The sequence below is a fragment of the Actinacidiphila cocklensis genome (assembly GCF_907177275.1).
Lineage (GTDB): Bacteria > Actinomycetota > Actinomycetes > Streptomycetales > Streptomycetaceae > Actinacidiphila > Actinacidiphila cocklensis.
Map to the genome: position 1 here is coordinate 79,253 of NZ_CAJSLV010000061.1, position 16,443 is coordinate 95,695.

Consider the following 16,443-nt stretch of genomic DNA (forward strand, 5'->3'; position numbering starts at 1 on the left):
TCGTCCCCCCTGTCGTGGCAGACATCACGACGGGCGACGGCCCGCGCGGGGAGCACATCCTCTCCGTCTTCGACAGCGCTTTCGGCGAGCTGCTGGCCGCCGACCCGGCGGCCTTCCGGGTGAAGTTCCGCAAGATGGCCGCCTCGGCCTTCGCCTTCTACCGGGGCACCGCGTGCCTGTTCTACGCCGACCTGGACGGCGAGCAGCACGAGGGCCGCTACGTGACGCCGCGCACCGGCCGGGTGTGGATCCACGGGGACCTGCACGCCGAGAACTTCGGCACCTACCTGGCGTCCAACGGCCGGCTGGTCTTCAACGTCAACGACTTCGACGAGGCCTTCGTCGGCCCCTTCACCTGGGACCTCAAGCGCTTCGCCGCCTCGGTGGCGCTGCTGGGCTACGTCAAGGCGCTCGGCGACGACGTGATCAGCCGCCTGGTGACGGTCTACGCGGCCGCCTACCGCGAGCGCGTCCGGCTGCTGGCCAAGGGCGAGGCGGTGCCGCAGCTGACCCTGGACACCGCGCAGGGGCCGCTCCTCGACGCCCTGCGCAGCGCCCGCACCCGCACCCGGGTGGGGCTGCTCGACTCGATGACCGCGGTGCGCGACCACGACCGCCGCTTCACCGAGGGCGGCGGCGCCGTACCGCTGGACGCGGCCACCCGCGGGGCGGTGCTGACCGCCTTCGCGTCGTATCTGGAGACGCTGCCCGAGGCCAGCCGGGTGCGGCCCGACAGCCTGCGGGTCAAGGACGTGGTGGGCCGCCGCGGGGTCGGCATCGGCAGCGCGGGCCTGCCGTCGTACAACCTGCTGCTGGAGGGCACCAGCGACGCGCTGGAGAACGACGTCGTCATCTACATGAAGCAGGGGCAGACCCCCGCGGTGTCCCGGCACATCACCGACCCCGCGGTGCGCGAGTACTTCCTGCACGAAGGGCAGCGCACGGTCGTCTCCCAGCGGGCGCTGCAGGCGCACGCCGACCCCTGGCTGGGCTGGACCGAGCTGGCCGGCGCGGGGCAGCTGGTCGCCGAGGTGTCGCCCTACGCGGTGGACCTGGACTGGTCGGACCTGGACGACCCCGCACAGATCGAGGCGGTGGTGGCCGACCTGGGCCGGGCCACCGCGACAATGCACGCCGCGGCGGACGACGAGAGCGGCCACTCGCTGGTGCCGTTCTCCACCGAGGACGCCATCGACGAGGCGATCGGCGCCGACGAGGACGGCTTCGCACCGATGCTGGTGGACTTCGCCCACTCCTACGGCGACCGGGTCCGCGCGGACCACCGGATCTTCGTGGACCTCTTCCGCAACGGGCGCATACCGGGGCTGTAGCGGCCCGGAAGGGTGCGGCGGGAGACCCCCGCCGCCCCGCGTACCACATCTGTTGCCCGCTCTTAGGTCACACACACAGGTACCCGTGGCACACTCTGTCGCCATGGAGGAGATACGTCCGCGGCTGAGGGCACTGCGTGCTGCCCTCTTCGCCGCGCTGTGCGTCACGCTCTCCTCCACCTCGCACGTCCTGATGGCCAAGGCCCCGCTGCCGCTGCCCGCGGTCGCCGGGGCCTTCGCCGCGGTCTTCGGCCTGGCCTACCTGGCCACCGCCCGCCCCGAGTGCGGCTTCCGTACGCTGGCCGGTCTGATGGTGCCGCTCGAACTGGCCGTGGACACCCTGCTGACCACCGGCCAGCAGGCCTGCTACGGCGCCTTCGGCGGTCCGGTGACCGGGCCGTGGCGGTCGTTCAACGAGGCCTTCCTGTGCCACACGGGCCATGTCGGCCCGGCCCCCGAGACCCCGCTGGCCGCGGTCCCGGGCGGCGCCCAGGCGGCCGCCGAGATGCAGTCGAGCGCCCTGCCGTGGCTGCTGCTCGCCGTGCACGTGTCCGTGGGCCTGCTGGCCGCCTGGTGGCTGCGCCGCGGCGAGGCGGCCCTGCAGCAGGTCGTACGGGCGGTCTCGGTCGCCGCCTTCCGCCCGCTGCTGTTCGCCGCTGCCGCCATCCGCAGCGTGCTCACCGCGGTGCCGCACCGGGTGCGGCCCGCCGCCCGCGGCCCCGTCGCGGGCGGTCCGACCACCCGCTGGCTGCACCACGCCGTCGTACGCCGTGGTCCGCCCGTCCTGGTCAGCGCCTGACGTCAGTCAGCGCCTGACCGCAGGACCGGCACCACCCCCACTCACCACGCGTACTCACGGAGATCCGTCATGAGCAACCGCAACAGCAAGGCCAGCAAGGAAGCCGCCCGCGAGCGCCTGCGCATCCAGCGCGAGAAGGACGCGAAGAAGGCCAAGGTCCGCCGGCAGCTGCTGGTCGGCGGCGGCGTCGTCGCCCTGCTGGCGATAGCCGGCGGCGTGGCCTTCGCCGTCAACGAGATGAACAAGCCCAGCTACTGGTCAGAGGCCGCCAAGAACACGCTGGTCAAGCCGGCCAACACCTCCGGCACCGACGGCACCACGATCGTCATCGGCGACGCGAGCAACAAGAACGTCGTCCACGAGTTCGAGGACCCCCGCTGCCCGTACTGCGCGGCCTACGAGCAGACCGCGGGCGACGCGGTGCTGCAGGGCGCCAAGGACGGGAAGTACCAGATCAACTACACCTTCGGCACCTTCATCGACGACAAGGACAACGGGCAGGGCTCGAAGAAGGCGCTCAGCGCCATGGGCGCCGCCCTCAACGTGTCCGTCGAGGCCTTCGAGGAGTACCACAAGGCCCTCTACGCCAAGGCCAACCACCCGGACGAGACGTCCGACTCGTACAAGAGCGCCGACAAGCTGATCTCCATCGCGCAGAGCGTCCCGGCGCTCAAGGGCAACGCCAAGTTCTCCGACGCGGTGAAGAAGGGCACCTACGACAAGTGGGCGCTGGTGATGACCGCCGCCTACAACAAGGACCCCGCGGCGGCCAAGGGCACCCCGTACGTCCTGGTCAACGGCACCGCCGTCGAGGTCAACGGGGTGGCCTCCGACCAGGTCGTGTCGGGCATCGCGGCGCAGCTGAAGAAGTAGCCGGCACGCGCGGCTTCCTCCGGCGGGCCTACAGCTCCCGGAGGAAGTCCAGCGCGATCGCCCAGGTGCGCTCGGCGGCCTCGGCGTCGTAGTCGGGCAGTTCGGGGTCGGTGTAGAGGTGCCCGGCCCCGCGGTAGCGGTGCACCTCCACGTCGGCACCCGCCTTGCGCATCCGCAGATACCAGGCGTTCAGCCAGTCGTCCGGCTCGAACGGGTCGGGGTCGGCGACATGGAGTTGCACGGGGATGTCGGTGGCCGCGTCGTCGGCGATGTCCGAGGTGCCGTGCAGGAGCAGCAGACCGCGGCACCGCTCGTCGCCGAGCGCCAGGTTCTGCGCGACCGAGCCGCCGAGCGAGAACCCGGCGTAGACCAGGCCCCGGTCGGACAGCGGGGCCGCCGCGGTGACCGCGCGGCGCAGCAGCTCGTCCTTGCCGATCTCGTCCTTGATGCGCATCCCCTCCTCCGCGTCGGTGGTGGTACGCCCGTCGTACAGGTCGGGCACGTGCACCTCGTGCCCTGCGGCCCGCAGCCGGTCGGCGGCGGCATGCACCGCGGGCCGCAGGCCGTACATGGAGTGGAACAGGACGATCGTCACGGCGTCTCCCTCGGGTCCTTCGCTTGCGTGTCCCATGGTGCCAGGCCGCTGTGACAGTCCGTGGTCGCCGGGTCGGCGGCCGGCCTCCCCCGGCGGCGGTCAGCCGCGCATCGAGCGCAGGTCGAGGTGGCGCAGCACCCGGTCGACGACCTCCGGGTCGTTGCCCGGCTCGCTGCGGGCGGCCAGCACCTCGTGGCGCGCGGCGGACAGCATGTCGTCCTGGATGCGGCGCAGCGACTTGACCCGCTTGACCCGGCGGGCGTGCGACTCGCGCCGCTCCTCGTCCACGATGTCCGGCGAGATCCGGGCGCCCATGTCGAAGGCCGTACGGTGCAGCAGCTCCGACAGGTCCTCGTCGATGGGCTCGCTGCGCTCGATCACCCTGAGCCTGGCGCGGGCCGCGGCCATCGCGCGCACCGCGAGGTCGTGCTCCAGGGCGTGCTCGGCGTCGATGTCGCTGCTCACCCCGAGCCGCCGGACCAGCCACGGCAGCGTGAGGCCCTGCACGACCAGGGTGGCCAGCACCACGGCGAAGGCGATGAAGAGCAGTTCGGCGCGGGCGGGGAAGGGGCCGTCATGGTCGGTCTCCAGCGGGATGGCCAGCGCCAGCGCGACCGAGGCCACCCCGCGCATCCCCGACCACCACATGATCACGGTCTCCTGCCAGGTCATCGGGATGTCCTCGTCCATGTCCCGCAGCTTGTGCATCTTCCTGGCGATCCAGGCGGCCGGCAGCAGGTAGAGCAGCCGCACCCCGACCACCACGACCACCACGAGCGCCGCATGCCGGGTCATCGGCCCCCAGTTGCCCGCGCCGACGCTGAAGACGTGGTGCAGTTCGAGGCCGATCAGCCCGAAGGCGATCCCGGTGACGAGGGTGTCGACGATCTCCCAGAAGGTGGTGCCGGCCAGCCGGGCGGTCACGTCGTCCGCGGCGAAGGCGTGCTCGGCCAGGAAGAGGGCGCTGGTGAGGACCGCCAGGACACCGGACCCGGAGAACTCCTCGGCGAGGGCGTAGGACGCGAAGGGCACCAGCAGGGACAGGCCGACCTGCAGCGTCGGGTCGCCGACCACCCCCATCAGCTTGTTGGCGCCCCAGCCGAGCGCCAGGCCGACGACGACCGCCACCACCGCCGACAGCACCAGTTCGAGCACCGCGTGCGACGGCGAGAAGTGCCCGGAGACGGCCGCGGCCACCGCCACGTGGTAGAGCACGATCGCGGTGACGTCGTTGAACAGCCCCTCGCCCTCCAGGATGGAGATCATCCGGCGCGGCAGCCCGAGCGCCCCGGCCACCGCGGTCGCCGCCACCGGGTCGGGCGGCGCCACCAGGGCGCCCAGCGTGAAGGCCGCGGCAAGGGTGATGCCGGGCACCACGGCGTCCACCACCGCGGCGACGGCCGCGGTGGTGACGAAGACCAGCGCCACCGCGAGCAGGAAGATCGCCCTCCGGTTGGCCGCGAACTGCCGCCAGGAGGTGCGCTGCACCGCCGCGTACAGCAGCGGCGGCAGTACCAGCGGCAGGATCAGGTCCGGGTCGATCCGTACGTTCGGGACCTGCGGGATCAGCGCGAGCACCCCGCCGAGCAGTGTCATCAGCACCGGCGACGGCAGGCCCGTACGGTCCCCGAGCGGCACCATCACCACGGCCGCGAGCATGAGCGAGAAGAACAGGGCGAGCTGATCCACGCCCGTCAGCGTGCCACGCGGTGCCGCCGCGGCCGCCGGGCCGCGCCGCACCGGGCGGCGCGCGATCCCGCACGGCGGCGGCCCGCGTACCAGGCCCTTACGGCCGCCAGGTGCGGCGCATCGCGCGGTGGGCGATGCCGGCGTCCTGGAACTCGGGGCCGAACGCGGCGTAGCCGAGCTTGCGGTAGAAGCCGATGGCGTGGACCTGGGCCTCCAGGTAGACGCCCGCCAGGCCGAGCCGTGCGGCCTCGTCCTCCAGGGCGCGCACCAGCAGGGCGCCCAGGCCCGTACCGCGGGCGGACCTGACCACGGCGAGCCTGCCCAGTACCGCCAGATCCGGGTCGCCGCCGTTCTTGGCCGCCGCGTCCGCGCCCAGCAGCAGCCGCCCGGTGCCGGCGTCCGGGGCCAGCGCGTGCACGGCCCTGGCGTCCTTGCCGTCCCACTCCAGCTCGGCCGGCACGTTCTGCTCCACCACGAAGACCTCGTGCCGGATCGCGTGCACCGCCGCCATGGCCTCCGCGTCGTCGGCCGCGACCACCCGCACCGCGGGCTTCAGGGCGGTCACCGGCTGTCGGCCCGTACGGTGTCCAGCGCGTGCCGGAGGTCGTCGGGGTAGTCGCTCTCGAACTCCACCCACTCGCCGTCCGCCGGGTGCTCGAAGCCCAGCCGCTTGGCGTGCAGCCACTGCCGGGTCAGGCCGAGCCGCTTGGCCATCACCGGGTCGGCGCCGTAGGTGAGGTCGCCGACGCACGGGTGGCGGTGCGCGGACATGTGCACCCGGATCTGGTGGGTGCGGCCGGTCTCCAGCTTGATGTCCAGCAGGCTCGCGGAGCGGAAGGCCTCGATGAGGTCGTAGTGCGTCACCGAGGGCTTGCCGTCCGCGGTGACGGCCCACTTGTAGTCATGGGTGGGGTGCCGGCCGATGGGGGCGTCGATCGTGCCGCTCATCGGGTCCGGGTGCCCCTGGACCAGGGCGTGGTAGCGCTTGTCCACCACCCGGTCGCGGAACTGCTGCTTGAGCCGGGTGTAGGCGCGCTCCGACTTGGCGACCACCATCAGGCCCGACGTGCCCACGTCGAGCCGGTGCACGATGCCCTGGCGCTCGGCGGCGCCCGAGGTGGAGATGCGGTAGCCCGCCGCTGCCAGGCCGCCGATCACGGTGGTGCCGGTCCAGCCGGGGCTCGGGTGGGCGGCGACACCGACCGGCTTCATGATGACCACGACGTCGTCGTCGTCGTGCACGATCTCCATGCCCTCGACGGGCTCGGCGACGATCTGTATCGGGGCCGCCGCCGCGGGCATCTCGACCTCGAGCCACGCCCCGCCGTGCACCCGCTCCGACTTGCCCGCGACCGACCCGTCGAGCGACACCTTCCCCCCGGCGGCCAATTCCGCGGCCTTGGTACGGGAGAAGCCGAACATACGGGCCAGGGCCGCGTCGACTCTTTCGCCTTCCAGGCCGTCGGGTACGGGCAAGGAGCGGATTTCCGGAACGGTACTCACCAGACGAGTATGCCGGACCCGTCCGTCCCCCCCGACCCGCCCGGGTCCCGCCCCCCTTGGCAGGGGAGCCTTCCGCGGGCCGCGGTGCCTTGGGGGTGCCTCTGCGTAAGGCGGTGCTTTGTCAGGGGCGCGGGGAACCGCGCGACCGGCCCACCACCGGGGCGCGGGTCGTCACCGGCCCGAAGGGGCAGTTGCTGTCGACGACGGACCACCGGCCGGTGGGGGCTGGTCGCGCAGTTCCCCGCGCCCCTGGTGGGCACCCATTGCCGAAGGGGAACCGCACAGCACCGCGGCCGGCGGAAGGGCGCCGCCCCGGGGAAGGGGAACCGCCCGGCCACCGCTGCCGGCGGAAGCGCGGGGATCAGTCGCGGTGGCGGGTGCCGTCGGGGTCGATGCCGCGGAAGGAGAGGAGGACGATCAGCACGCCACCGCAGGTGATCGCGGAGTCGGCGAGGTTGAAGACCGCGAAGTGGGCCGGGGCGATGAAGTCCACGACGCGGCCCTGGAAGCCGCCGGGCGCGCGGAAGACGCGGTCGGTGAGGTTGCCGAAGGCGCCGCCGAGCAGCAGGCCGAGCGCGATGGCCCACGGCACGCTGTACAGGCGGCGGGACAGCCGGGCGATCACCACGATCACGCCGGCCGCGATCAGCGTGAAGACGATCGTCATGCCCTGGCCCAGGCCGAAGGCCGCCCCCGCGTTCCTGATCGCGTCGAAGCGCAGGTAGTGGCCGAGGACACTGATCGGCGCGTGGTTCTCCAGGCTGGTGACGACCCAGATCTTCGACAGCAGGTCGAGCAGGTACGCGAAGGCCGCGACCCCGATCAGCACGGTGATGCGCCGCCGGCGTACCGCGGCCGGATGCTCGGAGCTGCCGGACACGGACTCCTCGGTTCCGCCCGGAGTGTCGTCGTCCGGCGTGATGATGATGCGCTCCGCTTCCGTCACGTGGTCCCTCAGCCCTCAGCCCGTGTGTGCTCCGTCGCCCGCCTGCTGACGAGGGTACGGCACACCCCGCGGCCAGGTCATCGGCGCTCCTGGCGCTGTTTGTCGTCCAGGCACAGGGTCGCCCGGGGGAAGGCCTGCATCCTGGCCTTGCCGATCGGGTTGCCGCACACCTCGCACAGGCCGTACGTGCCCTCGTCGAGCCGCTGCAGCGCGTGCTCCGCCTGGACCAGCATGTCCCGGGTGTTCGCGGCGAGCGCCAGCTCGGACTCCCGGCTGATGTTCTTCGCCCCCGTGTCGGCCTCGTCGCCGCCGCTGTCGGCCGAGTCGCGGAGCATGCCCGCGACGGCCGCCTCGGAGGAGGCGATCTCGGCCTTGAGCCGCTCGACCTCCGAGACCAGCTCGGTTCTCGCCTCCTCGGCCTCTTCCGCGGTCCAGGGTTCCTCCCCCGGCAGTACCGCGAGCACGCCGGCCTCGGCAGCTCCGCGCGCCGCCGGCACGCCGCTCGCGGCCGTACCGGCCGCAGTCTTCTCCACCGTCACAGTGCCAGCTCCCGTCTTGGACCCATCTCGACCGGCGTGCTTCGCGCCCGCCGTTTTCCTGCCCGTGGCACGCTTCCCCGCGGCGGCCTTCTTTGCAGGGGCCGCCTTCTTGCCCGCTGCCTTCTCGGCCGCAGTCTTCTTGCCTGCGGCTTTCCTACCCACGGCAGGGGCCTGTCCTGCCGAAGGTGCCGCAGTTGCTGCGGCATTCCCCCGGGTAGCCGCTTTGGCGGCGGCCTTCTTGCCCGGGGCGGCCTTCTTCCCGGCGGCTTTCTTCCCGGCCGGCGCCGCCTTCTTGGCCGCCGCTTTCTTGGCCGCCGCCTTCTTCGCGGGAGCCGCCTTCTTGGCCGCGGCCTTCTTCACAGGGGCGGTCTTCTCGGCGGCGGTGCTGTGCGAACCGGTACCGGCGGGGGCGTCGCCGGATTCCGCCGGAGGCTGCTCCGCCGACTTCTTCACCACCATGGCCGCGACCCCTTCACCTCTGTGATCCTCTTTCGCGGACCGCGCCGATAGCGGCCATCCGCTCCGGACCTGCGGCAACGGGGCACTGCCTGGCCGACCCGGCCGCCCGGGTGTGCGGGGCGGAGAGGTCTGCATCCGTTGTGCCCAGCTCGCCGCCAGGTATTCCGGTACCTCCGTAACGATGCGTGACGACCGCCGCCCTGGCGCGCGGAGCAGGCCATTCGGGTCAGCCACCTCACCCGGCAGGGCCGCTCCGAACGCGGGCGACGCGGCGCCGCCCGCCCCCGTACACTGAGCGGCAGCGAACCGGCGTGGATGGGACGAGTAGCGCCGCACGCAGCCAAGAGCGACCCGGGGACGGTGGAAGCCCGGGGGTGTGCGCGGGGTGAAGATCAGCCCGGAGCCGCCGGAAGAAAGCCCTCGGGCGAGGGCGAGTAGAACCGGCATCGCTACCCCAATGAGGGGGCGGTGGGAAGTCCTCCACCGCCAAGAAGGGTGGTACCGCGGGAGCGCGTCGCAACGGCGCCCTCGTCCCTTCGACGGAGCCTGTCCCAGTGTCCGCCGGAGGAAGTCCCCGATGAGCCCGAACAGCCAGCCGCAGTACCGCCAGGTCCCCGCGCAGGTCGACCTGCCCGCCCTCGAACACGAGGTGCTGGCGCTGTGGGACGAGCGCAAGACGTTCGCCCGCTCCGTGGAGCAGACCCGCGGGCTGCCCGACTGGGTGTTCTACGAGGGTCCGCCGACCGCCAACGGCATGCCCGGCGCCCACCACATCGAGGCCCGGGTCTTCAAGGACGTCTTCCCGCGCTTCAAGACGATGCAGGGCCACCACGTGACCCGCAAGGCCGGCTGGGACTGCCACGGCCTGCCGGTCGAGCTGGCGGTGGAGAAGGAGCTGGGCTTCACCGGCAAGCAGGACATCGAGGCGTACGGCATCGCGGAGTTCAACGCGAAGTGCCGCGAGTCGGTGACCCGGCACACCGACGCCTTCACCGAGCTGACCACCCGGATGGGCTACTGGGTGGACCTGGACAACGCCTACCGCACCATGGACCCGGAGTACGTCGAGTCGGTGTGGTGGTCGCTCAAGCAGATCTTCGACAAGGGCCTGCTGGTCGAGGACTACCGGGTCGCCCCCTGGTGCCCGCGCGACCAGACCGGCCTGTCGGACCACGAGCTGGCGCAAGGGTACGAGACGGTCGTCGACCCGTCGGTCTACGTCCGCTTCCCGCTCACCGGCGGCCCGCTGGCCGGCCGTGCCTCCCTGCTGGTGTGGACGACCACGCCCTGGACGCTGGTGTCCAACACCGCGGTCGCCGCGCACCCGGACGTCACCTACGTCGTCGCCACCGACGGCACCGAGCAGCTGGTCGTCGCCGAGCCGCTGCTCGGCAAGGCGCTGGGCGAGGAGTGGACGGCGACCGGCGAGACGTACACCGGCCGCGAGATGGAGCGGTGGACGTACGAGCGGCCCTTCGACCTGGTCGACATCCCCGACGCGCACTTCGTGCTCAACGCCGACTACGTGACCACCGAGGACGGCACGGGCCTGGTCCACCAGTCCCCCGCCTTCGGCGAGGACGACCTCAAGGCGTGCCGCGCGTACGGGCTGCCGGTGGTCAACCCGGTGCGCAGGGACGGCACCTTCGAGCCCGAGGTGCCGCTGGTCGGCGGGGTGTTCTTCAAGAAGGCCGACGAGGCGCTGGTCGCCGAGCTGGAGTCCAGCGGCCGGCTGTTCCGGCACGTGCCGTACGAGCACAGCTACCCGCACTGCTGGCGCTGCCACACCGCGCTGCTCTACTACGCGCAGCCGTCCTGGTACATCAGGACCACCGCGGTCAAGGACGCGATGCTGCGGGAGAACGAGCGGACCAGCTGGTACCCGGAGTCGGTCAAGCACGGCCGCTTCGGCGACTGGCTGGACAACAACGTGGACTGGGCGCTGTCCCGCAGCCGCTACTGGGGCACCCCGCTGCCGATCTGGCGCTGCGAGCAGGACCACCTGACCTGCGTCGGCTCGCTGGCCGAGCTGACCGGGCTGACCGGCACCGACCAGTCGGGCCTCGACCCGCACCGGCCGTACATCGACGCGGTGACCTTCCCCTGCGGCACGTGCGGCGAGACCGCGACGCGGGTGCCCGAGGTGATCGACGCCTGGTACGACTCGGGGTCGATGCCGTTCGCGCAGTGGGGCTACCCGTACCACAACAAGGACGTCTTCGAGCGGACGTACCCGGCGCAGTTCATCTCCGAGGCGATCGACCAGACCCGCGGCTGGTTCTACACGCTGATGGCGGTCGGCACGCTGGTCTTCGACCGGTCCGCGTACGAGAACGTGGTGTGCCTGGGCCACATCCTGGCCGAGGACGGCCGCAAGATGTCCAAGCACCTGGGCAACATCCTGCAGCCGATCCCGCTGATGGACCAGCACGGCGCCGACGCGGTGCGCTGGTTCATGGCGGCCGGCGGCTCCCCGTGGGCGGCCCGCAGGGTCGGGCACGGCACGATCCAGGAGGTGGTGCGCAAGACGCTGCTCACCTACTGGAACACGGTGGCCTTCCAGGCCCTCTACGCCCGGACGTCCGGCTGGGCGCCCTCCGCGGCCGACCCGCAGGTCGGCGAGCGGCCGCTGCTCGACCGCTGGCTGGTCGGCGAGCTGAACGTCCTGGTGCGCGACGTCACCGAGGCACTGGAGTCGTACGACACCCAGCGCGCGGGCAAGTTGCTGTCGGCGTTCGTGGACGACCTGTCCAACTGGTATGTACGCCGTTCGCGGCGCCGCTTCTGGCAGGGCGACCCGGCGGCGCTGCGCACGCTGCACGACGTGGTCGAGACGGTGACCCGGCTGATGGCGCCGCTGGTGCCCTTCATCACCGAACGCGTCTGGCAGGACCTGGTCGTGCCGGTCGTACCCGACGCGCCGGACTCGGTGCACCTGGCGTCCTGGCCGGTGGTCGACGCCGGCCGGATCGACGCCGGGCTGTCGACGCGGATGCAGCTGGTGCGCCGGCTGGTGGAGCTGGGCCGGGCGACCCGCGCGGAGTCCGGGGTCAAGACCCGGCAGCCGCTGTCGCGCGCACTGGTCGCCGCCGCCGGCTTCGAGGACCTCTCGCCCGAGCTGCGCGCGCAGATCGCCGAGGAGCTGAACGTCTCCTCGCTCGCCGGGCTCTCCGAGGTCGGCGGCTCCCTGGTGGACGCCAGCGCGAAGGCGAACTTCCGGGTGCTGGGCAGGCGGTTCGGCAAGGGCGTCCAGGCGGTCGCCGCGGCGGTGGCCGCGGCCGACGCGGCGGCGCTGTCGGCGGATCTGCGGGAGCGCGGTACGACAACGGTCGTCGTGGACGGTGCCGAGGTGGTGCTGACCCCGGACGAGGTCATCGTCACCGAGACCCCGCGCGAGGGCTGGTCGGTGGCCGCCGACTCGGGCGCCACGGTCGCCCTCGACCTGGAGATCACCCCGGAGCTGCGACTCGCGGGCCTGGCCCGCGACGTGATCCGGCTGGTCCAGGAGGCCCGCAAGAACAGCGGCCTGGACGTGGCGGACCGGATCGAGGTCCGCTGGTCCGCGGACCGCTCCGACCTGGCCGAAGCGCTGCGCGCGCACTCCGCGCTCATCGCCGAGGAGGTCCTGGCCGTCGCCTTCTCCGAGGGCGCCCCCTCCGACGGATTCGGCCCCGCCTTCACGGACGAGCCGCTGTCCCTGACCTTCCACCTGCGCAAGGCCGCCTGAGGCAGCGCCCTTCAGGGGCGCGGGGAACTGTCGCGCAGTTCCCCGCGCCCCTTCGGCTTGCCCTCTTCGGGAACAGGCACCCCCACAGAGTGCCGCGGAGCGCAAAAGGGCCGGGCCTCGCCGGGGGAAGATCCCCGGGAGGCCCGGCCCTGAAAACCTGCCGCGAGCGGCTAGTTGTCGTCCTCGTCGATGAGGAAGCCCCTCATCGGCGTGGGCGCCTGCTGGAGCGGCGAGGGGCCGCCCTGCGGGCGGACCGGCGCCATCGGCTGGGTCATCGCCGGCGACATCTGCTGCTGGCCGCCGTACGTCGGGCCGGGAGTGTGACCGCCCATGCCCTGACCGCCGCCGCCGTAGGAGGGCGCCGAGGCGTTGTGCCCCATGGCGCCGGCCCCGGCGGGAGCCATCCCGCTCATGCCGTTGCTCATCGAGCCGTTGCCCATGGAGCCGTTGCCCATGGAGTTGCCTCCCATGGTCCCGCCCATCGCGGGCGCGGACGGCAGGGACGGCGCGGCGGGCGTGGTGCGCGGCGGGGCGAGCGAGTCGTCCGCCTGGTTCTCCAGCTGGCGCAGCTGCGACTCCAGGTAGGACTTCAGCCGCGTGCGGTACTCCCGCTCGAAGCCGCGCAGGTCCTCGACCTTGCGCTCCAGCGTGGCGCGGGCGGACTCCAGGGAGCCCATCGCGACGCGGTGCTTCTCCTGGGCGTCCCGCTCCAGCGCGTCGGCCTTGGCGCGGGCGTCCCGCTCCAGACCCTCGGCGCGGCTGCGGGCCTCACCGACGATCTTGTTGGCCTCGGACCGCGCCTCTGCGATGGCCTGGTCGGCGGTCTGCTGGGCGAGCGAAAGGACACGGGCGGCGCTGTCGCCACCGGGTCCCTGCTGCTGCATCGGGTGCCCCTGCTGCTGCATGGGGTGCTGGCCCATCGGACCGGGACCCTGCTGCTGCATCGGGTGCTGACCCATGGGGCCGGGACCCTGCTGCTGCATCGGGTGCTGACCCATCGGACCGGGACCCTGCTGCTGCATCGGGTGCTGGCCCATCGGACCGGGACCCTGCTGCTGGGCACTGGGGCCGGGCGGCAACTGCGGCATGCCGCCCTGCTGCTGGGGGGGCATCTGCTGCTGCGGCATCTGCTGCTGCACCGGCTGCGGTCCAGATATGGCCGCCGGGACCGGACGGTCCTGCGGTTCCGGTTTGCGCATGCCCTGCTGGTTCTGGGCTGCGGCACGAGTGGCTGCGGCCAGCTTGGCGCGCAGGTCCTCGTTCTCGCGGAGCAGTCGGGTCAGCTCCGACTCCACCTCGTCGAGGAAGGCGTCGACCTCATCCTCGTCATAGCCCTCTCGGAGGCGGACGGTCGTGAACTGCTTGTTCCGAACGTCCTCGGGGGTCAACGGCATCTCTTCACCTCAACGTGATCGTCGACATATCGGGAGCTCGCACCGTTCACATGAAGCTCCCAACAACGTAGATCAGGATGTAAACGATGATCATCAATACGAAGAAGGACAGGTCGAGCGCCACGCCCCCGAGGCGCAGCGGCGGGATGAACCGCCGCAGAAGCTTGAGTGGCGGATCGGTGACAGTGTAGGTGCCCTCCAGGACCACCACCATCGCCTTCCCAGGGTGCCATGAACGGGCGAACTGGAAGACGTAGTCCATCACCAATCGGAAAATAAGCACAAAGAGGAACACGTACAGCGCGTATGACAGCACTTGGAGTGCGACACTCATCGCGCTTCCCTCTCCCCTGCTCGACGGCCTGTTGGCCGGTTCCTACGGTTGCGTTTCGCTCAGCTCTGGTTGAAGAACCCGCCCTCGGCGATCCGGGCCTTGTCCTCCGCCGTGACATCGACGTTAGCAGGCGACAGCAGAAAGACCTTCTGCGTCACCCGCTCGATGCTCCCGTGGAGGCCGAAGACCAGACCGGCCGCGAAGTCGACAAGTCGCTTCGCATCCGTGTCGTCCATCTCCGTCAAGTTCATGATCACCGGGGTGCCTTCGCGGAAGTGTTCCCCGATGGTACGGGCTTCGTTGTAGGTCCGGGGGTGAAGTGTCGTGATCCGGTACGGCTCTCGTTCTGACACGACCTTGGGCATGATCACCGCTGCGTTCTTCTCCAGGCTGTGACGTTCGGGTGTGATGGACGCCACGGGGGCGATCCGCGGTTCGCGGGGTGCCGGGGCGTGCACGAGCCGGGGCGGCTCGGCCTGCGCCGGCTGGTGCTGGCTCGGTGGCACGTGCTGGCTGTGCGGGCGGCGGGGGGCGCGCTCCTGCTCGGTCACGGCACGCGCGGGCGGCGCGGCCATCTCCGGCTCGAACTCGTCATCCGGGTCGAAGCCCGGGCCGTCGTATCCGTCGTCCTCCACGAGGCCGAGGTAGACCGCCATCTTGCGCATCGCGCCGGCCATGCTCTGCGTCCTCTCAGCGGGGTTGCGGTCCTCGGCCGCCTCGGGGAGCGGCCGCCACACCATATTTATGCTGTGGTCCGACTTGTTTGGTGACGTTACCGGAGCCCGGGACGGACTCCGAGTACCGCCGTTCCGACGCGTACATGTGTCGCTCCGGCCGTCACCGCTTCGTCGAGGTCCTGACTCATCCCTGCCGAGACCATGGTGGCAGCCGGATGCGTCTCGCGCAGGCGGGATGAGATTTCCATCAACCGGTCGAAGGCAGCGCGGGGTTGACCCGCGTACGCCCCGGCGAGCGGCGCCACCGTCATCAGCCCGTCGAGCCGCAGCCCCGGGGCCGCCGCGAGGGCGTCGGCCAGCGCGGGCACCGCGTCGGGCGCCACCCCGCCGCGCTCCCCGCGATCCCCGGCCTCCGCGTCCAGGGCGACCTGAACGAGGCAACCGACCTGCCGCCGGGCGGCGGTGGCCGCCGACGACAGCGCCTCGACCAGCCGGAGCCGGTCGACCGAGTGCACATGATCAGCGTAACGGACCACGGAGCGGGCCTTGTTGGTCTGCAACTGGCCCACGAAGTGCCAGCTGAGCGGGAGATCGGCGGTCTCGGCCGCCTTCCCCGCGGCGTCCTGGTCGCGGTTCTCCGCGACCTCGCGGACGCCGAGCCCGGCCAGCAGCCGTACGTCGGAGGCCGGGTAGGTCTTGGTGACCACGACGAGGGTCACCTCCTCGCGGTCCCGGCCCGCGGCCCGGCAGGCGTCGGCGATCCGCTGCTCGACCCGGGCGAGGTTCGCCGCGAGCTGTTCCGCGCGCGCCTCTCCGGTCCCGTTCTGCGCGCTCACCGGTCGCCGTCCAGCCACACGTAGCCGGCCAGCCGGCCGGTGACCCGGTCGCGGCGGTAGGAGAAGTGGTCGGCGGACTCCAGGGTGCAGGCGGCGGGACCCTCGATCGAGCGCACTCCGGCGCGCGTCAGCTGGGCGCGCACTCCGGCGGCCACGTCGACCGCCGGAGTGCCCCAGCTCGTCTCGGCGTACGCCGCCGCTTCGACGGCGGCGACCTCGTCCCGGAGCGAAGCGGGCACTTCATAGCATTTGCCGCAGACCGCCGGGCCGAGTACGGCTGTTGTGCGGTCGGGATCGGCGCCGAGTGTGATCATCATCTCAATCACGGCGGTGGCGATCCCGGCGGTCATCCCCGGCCGGCCGGCGTGCGCGGCGGCGACGACGCCGGCCACCGGGTCGGCGAGCAGCACCGGCACGCAGTCCGCGGTGAGCACCCCGAGGGTCAGGTCCGTGCCGGTGGTGACGAGCGCGTCGACGTCGGGCGCGGGACCCGCGCCCCACGGCTCGTGCACGACGGCGACCTCACGGCCGTGCACCTGGTTCATCCAGACCACCCCGCCCGGATCGCGGCCCAGCGCGCGGGCGGCCAGGTCGCGGTTGGCGCGGACGGCGGCCGGGTCGTCGCCGACCGCACCGCCGAGGTTGAGGCTGTCGTACGGAACGGCGCTCACCCCGCCCCACCTGTCGGTGAAGGCGAAGTGCGCGCCGTTCGCTGAAGTGCGGTTCCCTATCACGTCCTGG

General features: G+C 71.9%; 15 protein-coding genes. 4 read left to right on the forward strand and 11 right to left on the reverse strand.

The window, feature by feature from the left end; translation table 11 throughout:
* Positions 1 to 14: 14 nt before the first annotated feature.
* The 3 genes from NFU81_RS21840 (at position 15) to NFU81_RS21850 (ending at position 3,003) form a co-directional block, all read left to right on the forward strand.
* Positions 15 to 1,331: a DUF2252 domain-containing protein gene (locus NFU81_RS21840; protein WP_251492455.1), complete on the forward strand. Its 1,317-nt coding sequence runs from the start codon at positions 15 to 17 to the stop codon at positions 1,329 to 1,331.
* Between the two features lie 103 nt (positions 1,332 to 1,434).
* The gene (locus NFU81_RS21845; RefSeq protein WP_251492457.1) at positions 1,435 to 2,130 is read left to right on the forward strand and encodes a hypothetical protein; all 696 of its coding nucleotides are present in this window, start codon (positions 1,435 to 1,437) and stop codon (positions 2,128 to 2,130) included.
* A 69-nt stretch (positions 2,131 to 2,199) separates the two neighbouring features.
* Positions 2,200 to 3,003 (forward strand): thioredoxin domain-containing protein, encoded by an 804-nt coding sequence (locus NFU81_RS21850; RefSeq protein ID WP_251492460.1) that lies wholly within the window; start codon positions 2,200 to 2,202, stop codon positions 3,001 to 3,003.
* A gap of 28 nt (positions 3,004 to 3,031) precedes the next feature.
* Here NFU81_RS21850 and NFU81_RS21855 read toward each other — a convergent pair whose 3' ends face one another.
* The 6 genes from NFU81_RS21855 to NFU81_RS21880 all read right to left on the reverse strand — a co-directional run bounded on the left by NFU81_RS21855 (position 3,032) and on the right by NFU81_RS21880 (position 8,734).
* Complete coding sequence (locus NFU81_RS21855) at positions 3,032 to 3,634, reverse strand: dienelactone hydrolase family protein (RefSeq protein WP_251492462.1); 603 nt, start codon at positions 3,632 to 3,634, stop codon at positions 3,032 to 3,034.
* A gap of 63 nt (positions 3,635 to 3,697) precedes the next feature.
* A complete protein-coding gene (locus NFU81_RS21860) occupies positions 3,698 to 5,287 on the reverse strand; it encodes a Na+/H+ antiporter (RefSeq protein WP_251492464.1) in 1,590 nt (529 codons plus the stop codon).
* A gap of 97 nt (positions 5,288 to 5,384) precedes the next feature.
* A complete protein-coding gene (locus NFU81_RS21865; RefSeq protein WP_251492508.1) occupies positions 5,385 to 5,798 on the reverse strand; it encodes a GNAT family N-acetyltransferase in 414 nt (137 codons plus the stop codon).
* A gap of 50 nt (positions 5,799 to 5,848) precedes the next feature.
* Entirely contained in the window at positions 5,849 to 6,790 is a 942-nt protein-coding gene (locus NFU81_RS21870) for an RluA family pseudouridine synthase (protein ID WP_251492465.1), read from the reverse strand.
* A 361-nt stretch (positions 6,791 to 7,151) separates the two neighbouring features.
* Positions 7,152 to 7,736: a signal peptidase II gene (gene lspA / locus NFU81_RS21875; RefSeq protein WP_422665247.1), complete on the reverse strand. Its 585-nt coding sequence runs from the start codon at positions 7,734 to 7,736 to the stop codon at positions 7,152 to 7,154.
* Positions 7,737 to 7,813: 77 nt separating this feature from the next.
* Positions 7,814 to 8,734 carry a TraR/DksA family transcriptional regulator gene (locus NFU81_RS21880; RefSeq protein WP_251492467.1) on the reverse strand — a complete coding sequence of 307 codons (921 nt, stop codon included), beginning with the start codon at positions 8,732 to 8,734 and terminating at the stop codon, positions 7,814 to 7,816.
* 577 nt (positions 8,735 to 9,311) lie between these two features.
* On the opposite strand from NFU81_RS21880, the gene ileS reads away from it, so the two are divergent.
* A complete protein-coding gene (ileS, locus tag NFU81_RS21885) occupies positions 9,312 to 12,461 on the forward strand; it encodes an isoleucine--tRNA ligase (protein WP_251492469.1) in 3,150 nt (1,049 codons plus the stop codon).
* A gap of 170 nt (positions 12,462 to 12,631) precedes the next feature.
* Here ileS and NFU81_RS21890 read toward each other — a convergent pair whose 3' ends face one another.
* The 5 genes from NFU81_RS21890 to pgeF form a co-directional block, all read right to left on the reverse strand.
* The gene (locus tag NFU81_RS21890; protein WP_251492470.1) at positions 12,632 to 13,855 is read right to left on the reverse strand and encodes a DivIVA domain-containing protein; all 1,224 of its coding nucleotides are present in this window, start codon (positions 13,853 to 13,855) and stop codon (positions 12,632 to 12,634) included.
* Positions 13,856 to 13,901: 46 nt separating this feature from the next.
* Complete coding sequence (locus tag NFU81_RS21895) at positions 13,902 to 14,189, reverse strand: YggT family protein (RefSeq protein WP_251492471.1); 288 nt, start codon at positions 14,187 to 14,189, stop codon at positions 13,902 to 13,904.
* Between the two features lie 59 nt (positions 14,190 to 14,248).
* The gene (locus NFU81_RS21900) at positions 14,249 to 14,866 is read right to left on the reverse strand and encodes a cell division protein SepF (RefSeq protein ID WP_251492473.1); all 618 of its coding nucleotides are present in this window, start codon (positions 14,864 to 14,866) and stop codon (positions 14,249 to 14,251) included.
* 95 nt (positions 14,867 to 14,961) lie between these two features.
* Positions 14,962 to 15,702, reverse strand: coding sequence for a YggS family pyridoxal phosphate-dependent enzyme (locus NFU81_RS21905; RefSeq protein WP_251492475.1), 741 nt, complete (start codon positions 15,700 to 15,702; stop codon positions 14,962 to 14,964).
* The gene (pgeF, locus tag NFU81_RS21910; protein ID WP_251492477.1) at positions 15,699 to 16,436 is read right to left on the reverse strand and encodes a peptidoglycan editing factor PgeF; all 738 of its coding nucleotides are present in this window, start codon (positions 16,434 to 16,436) and stop codon (positions 15,699 to 15,701) included. Before pgeF ends, NFU81_RS21905 begins: the two co-directional genes overlap by 4 nt.
* Between the last annotated feature and the right edge of the window lie 7 nt (positions 16,437 to 16,443).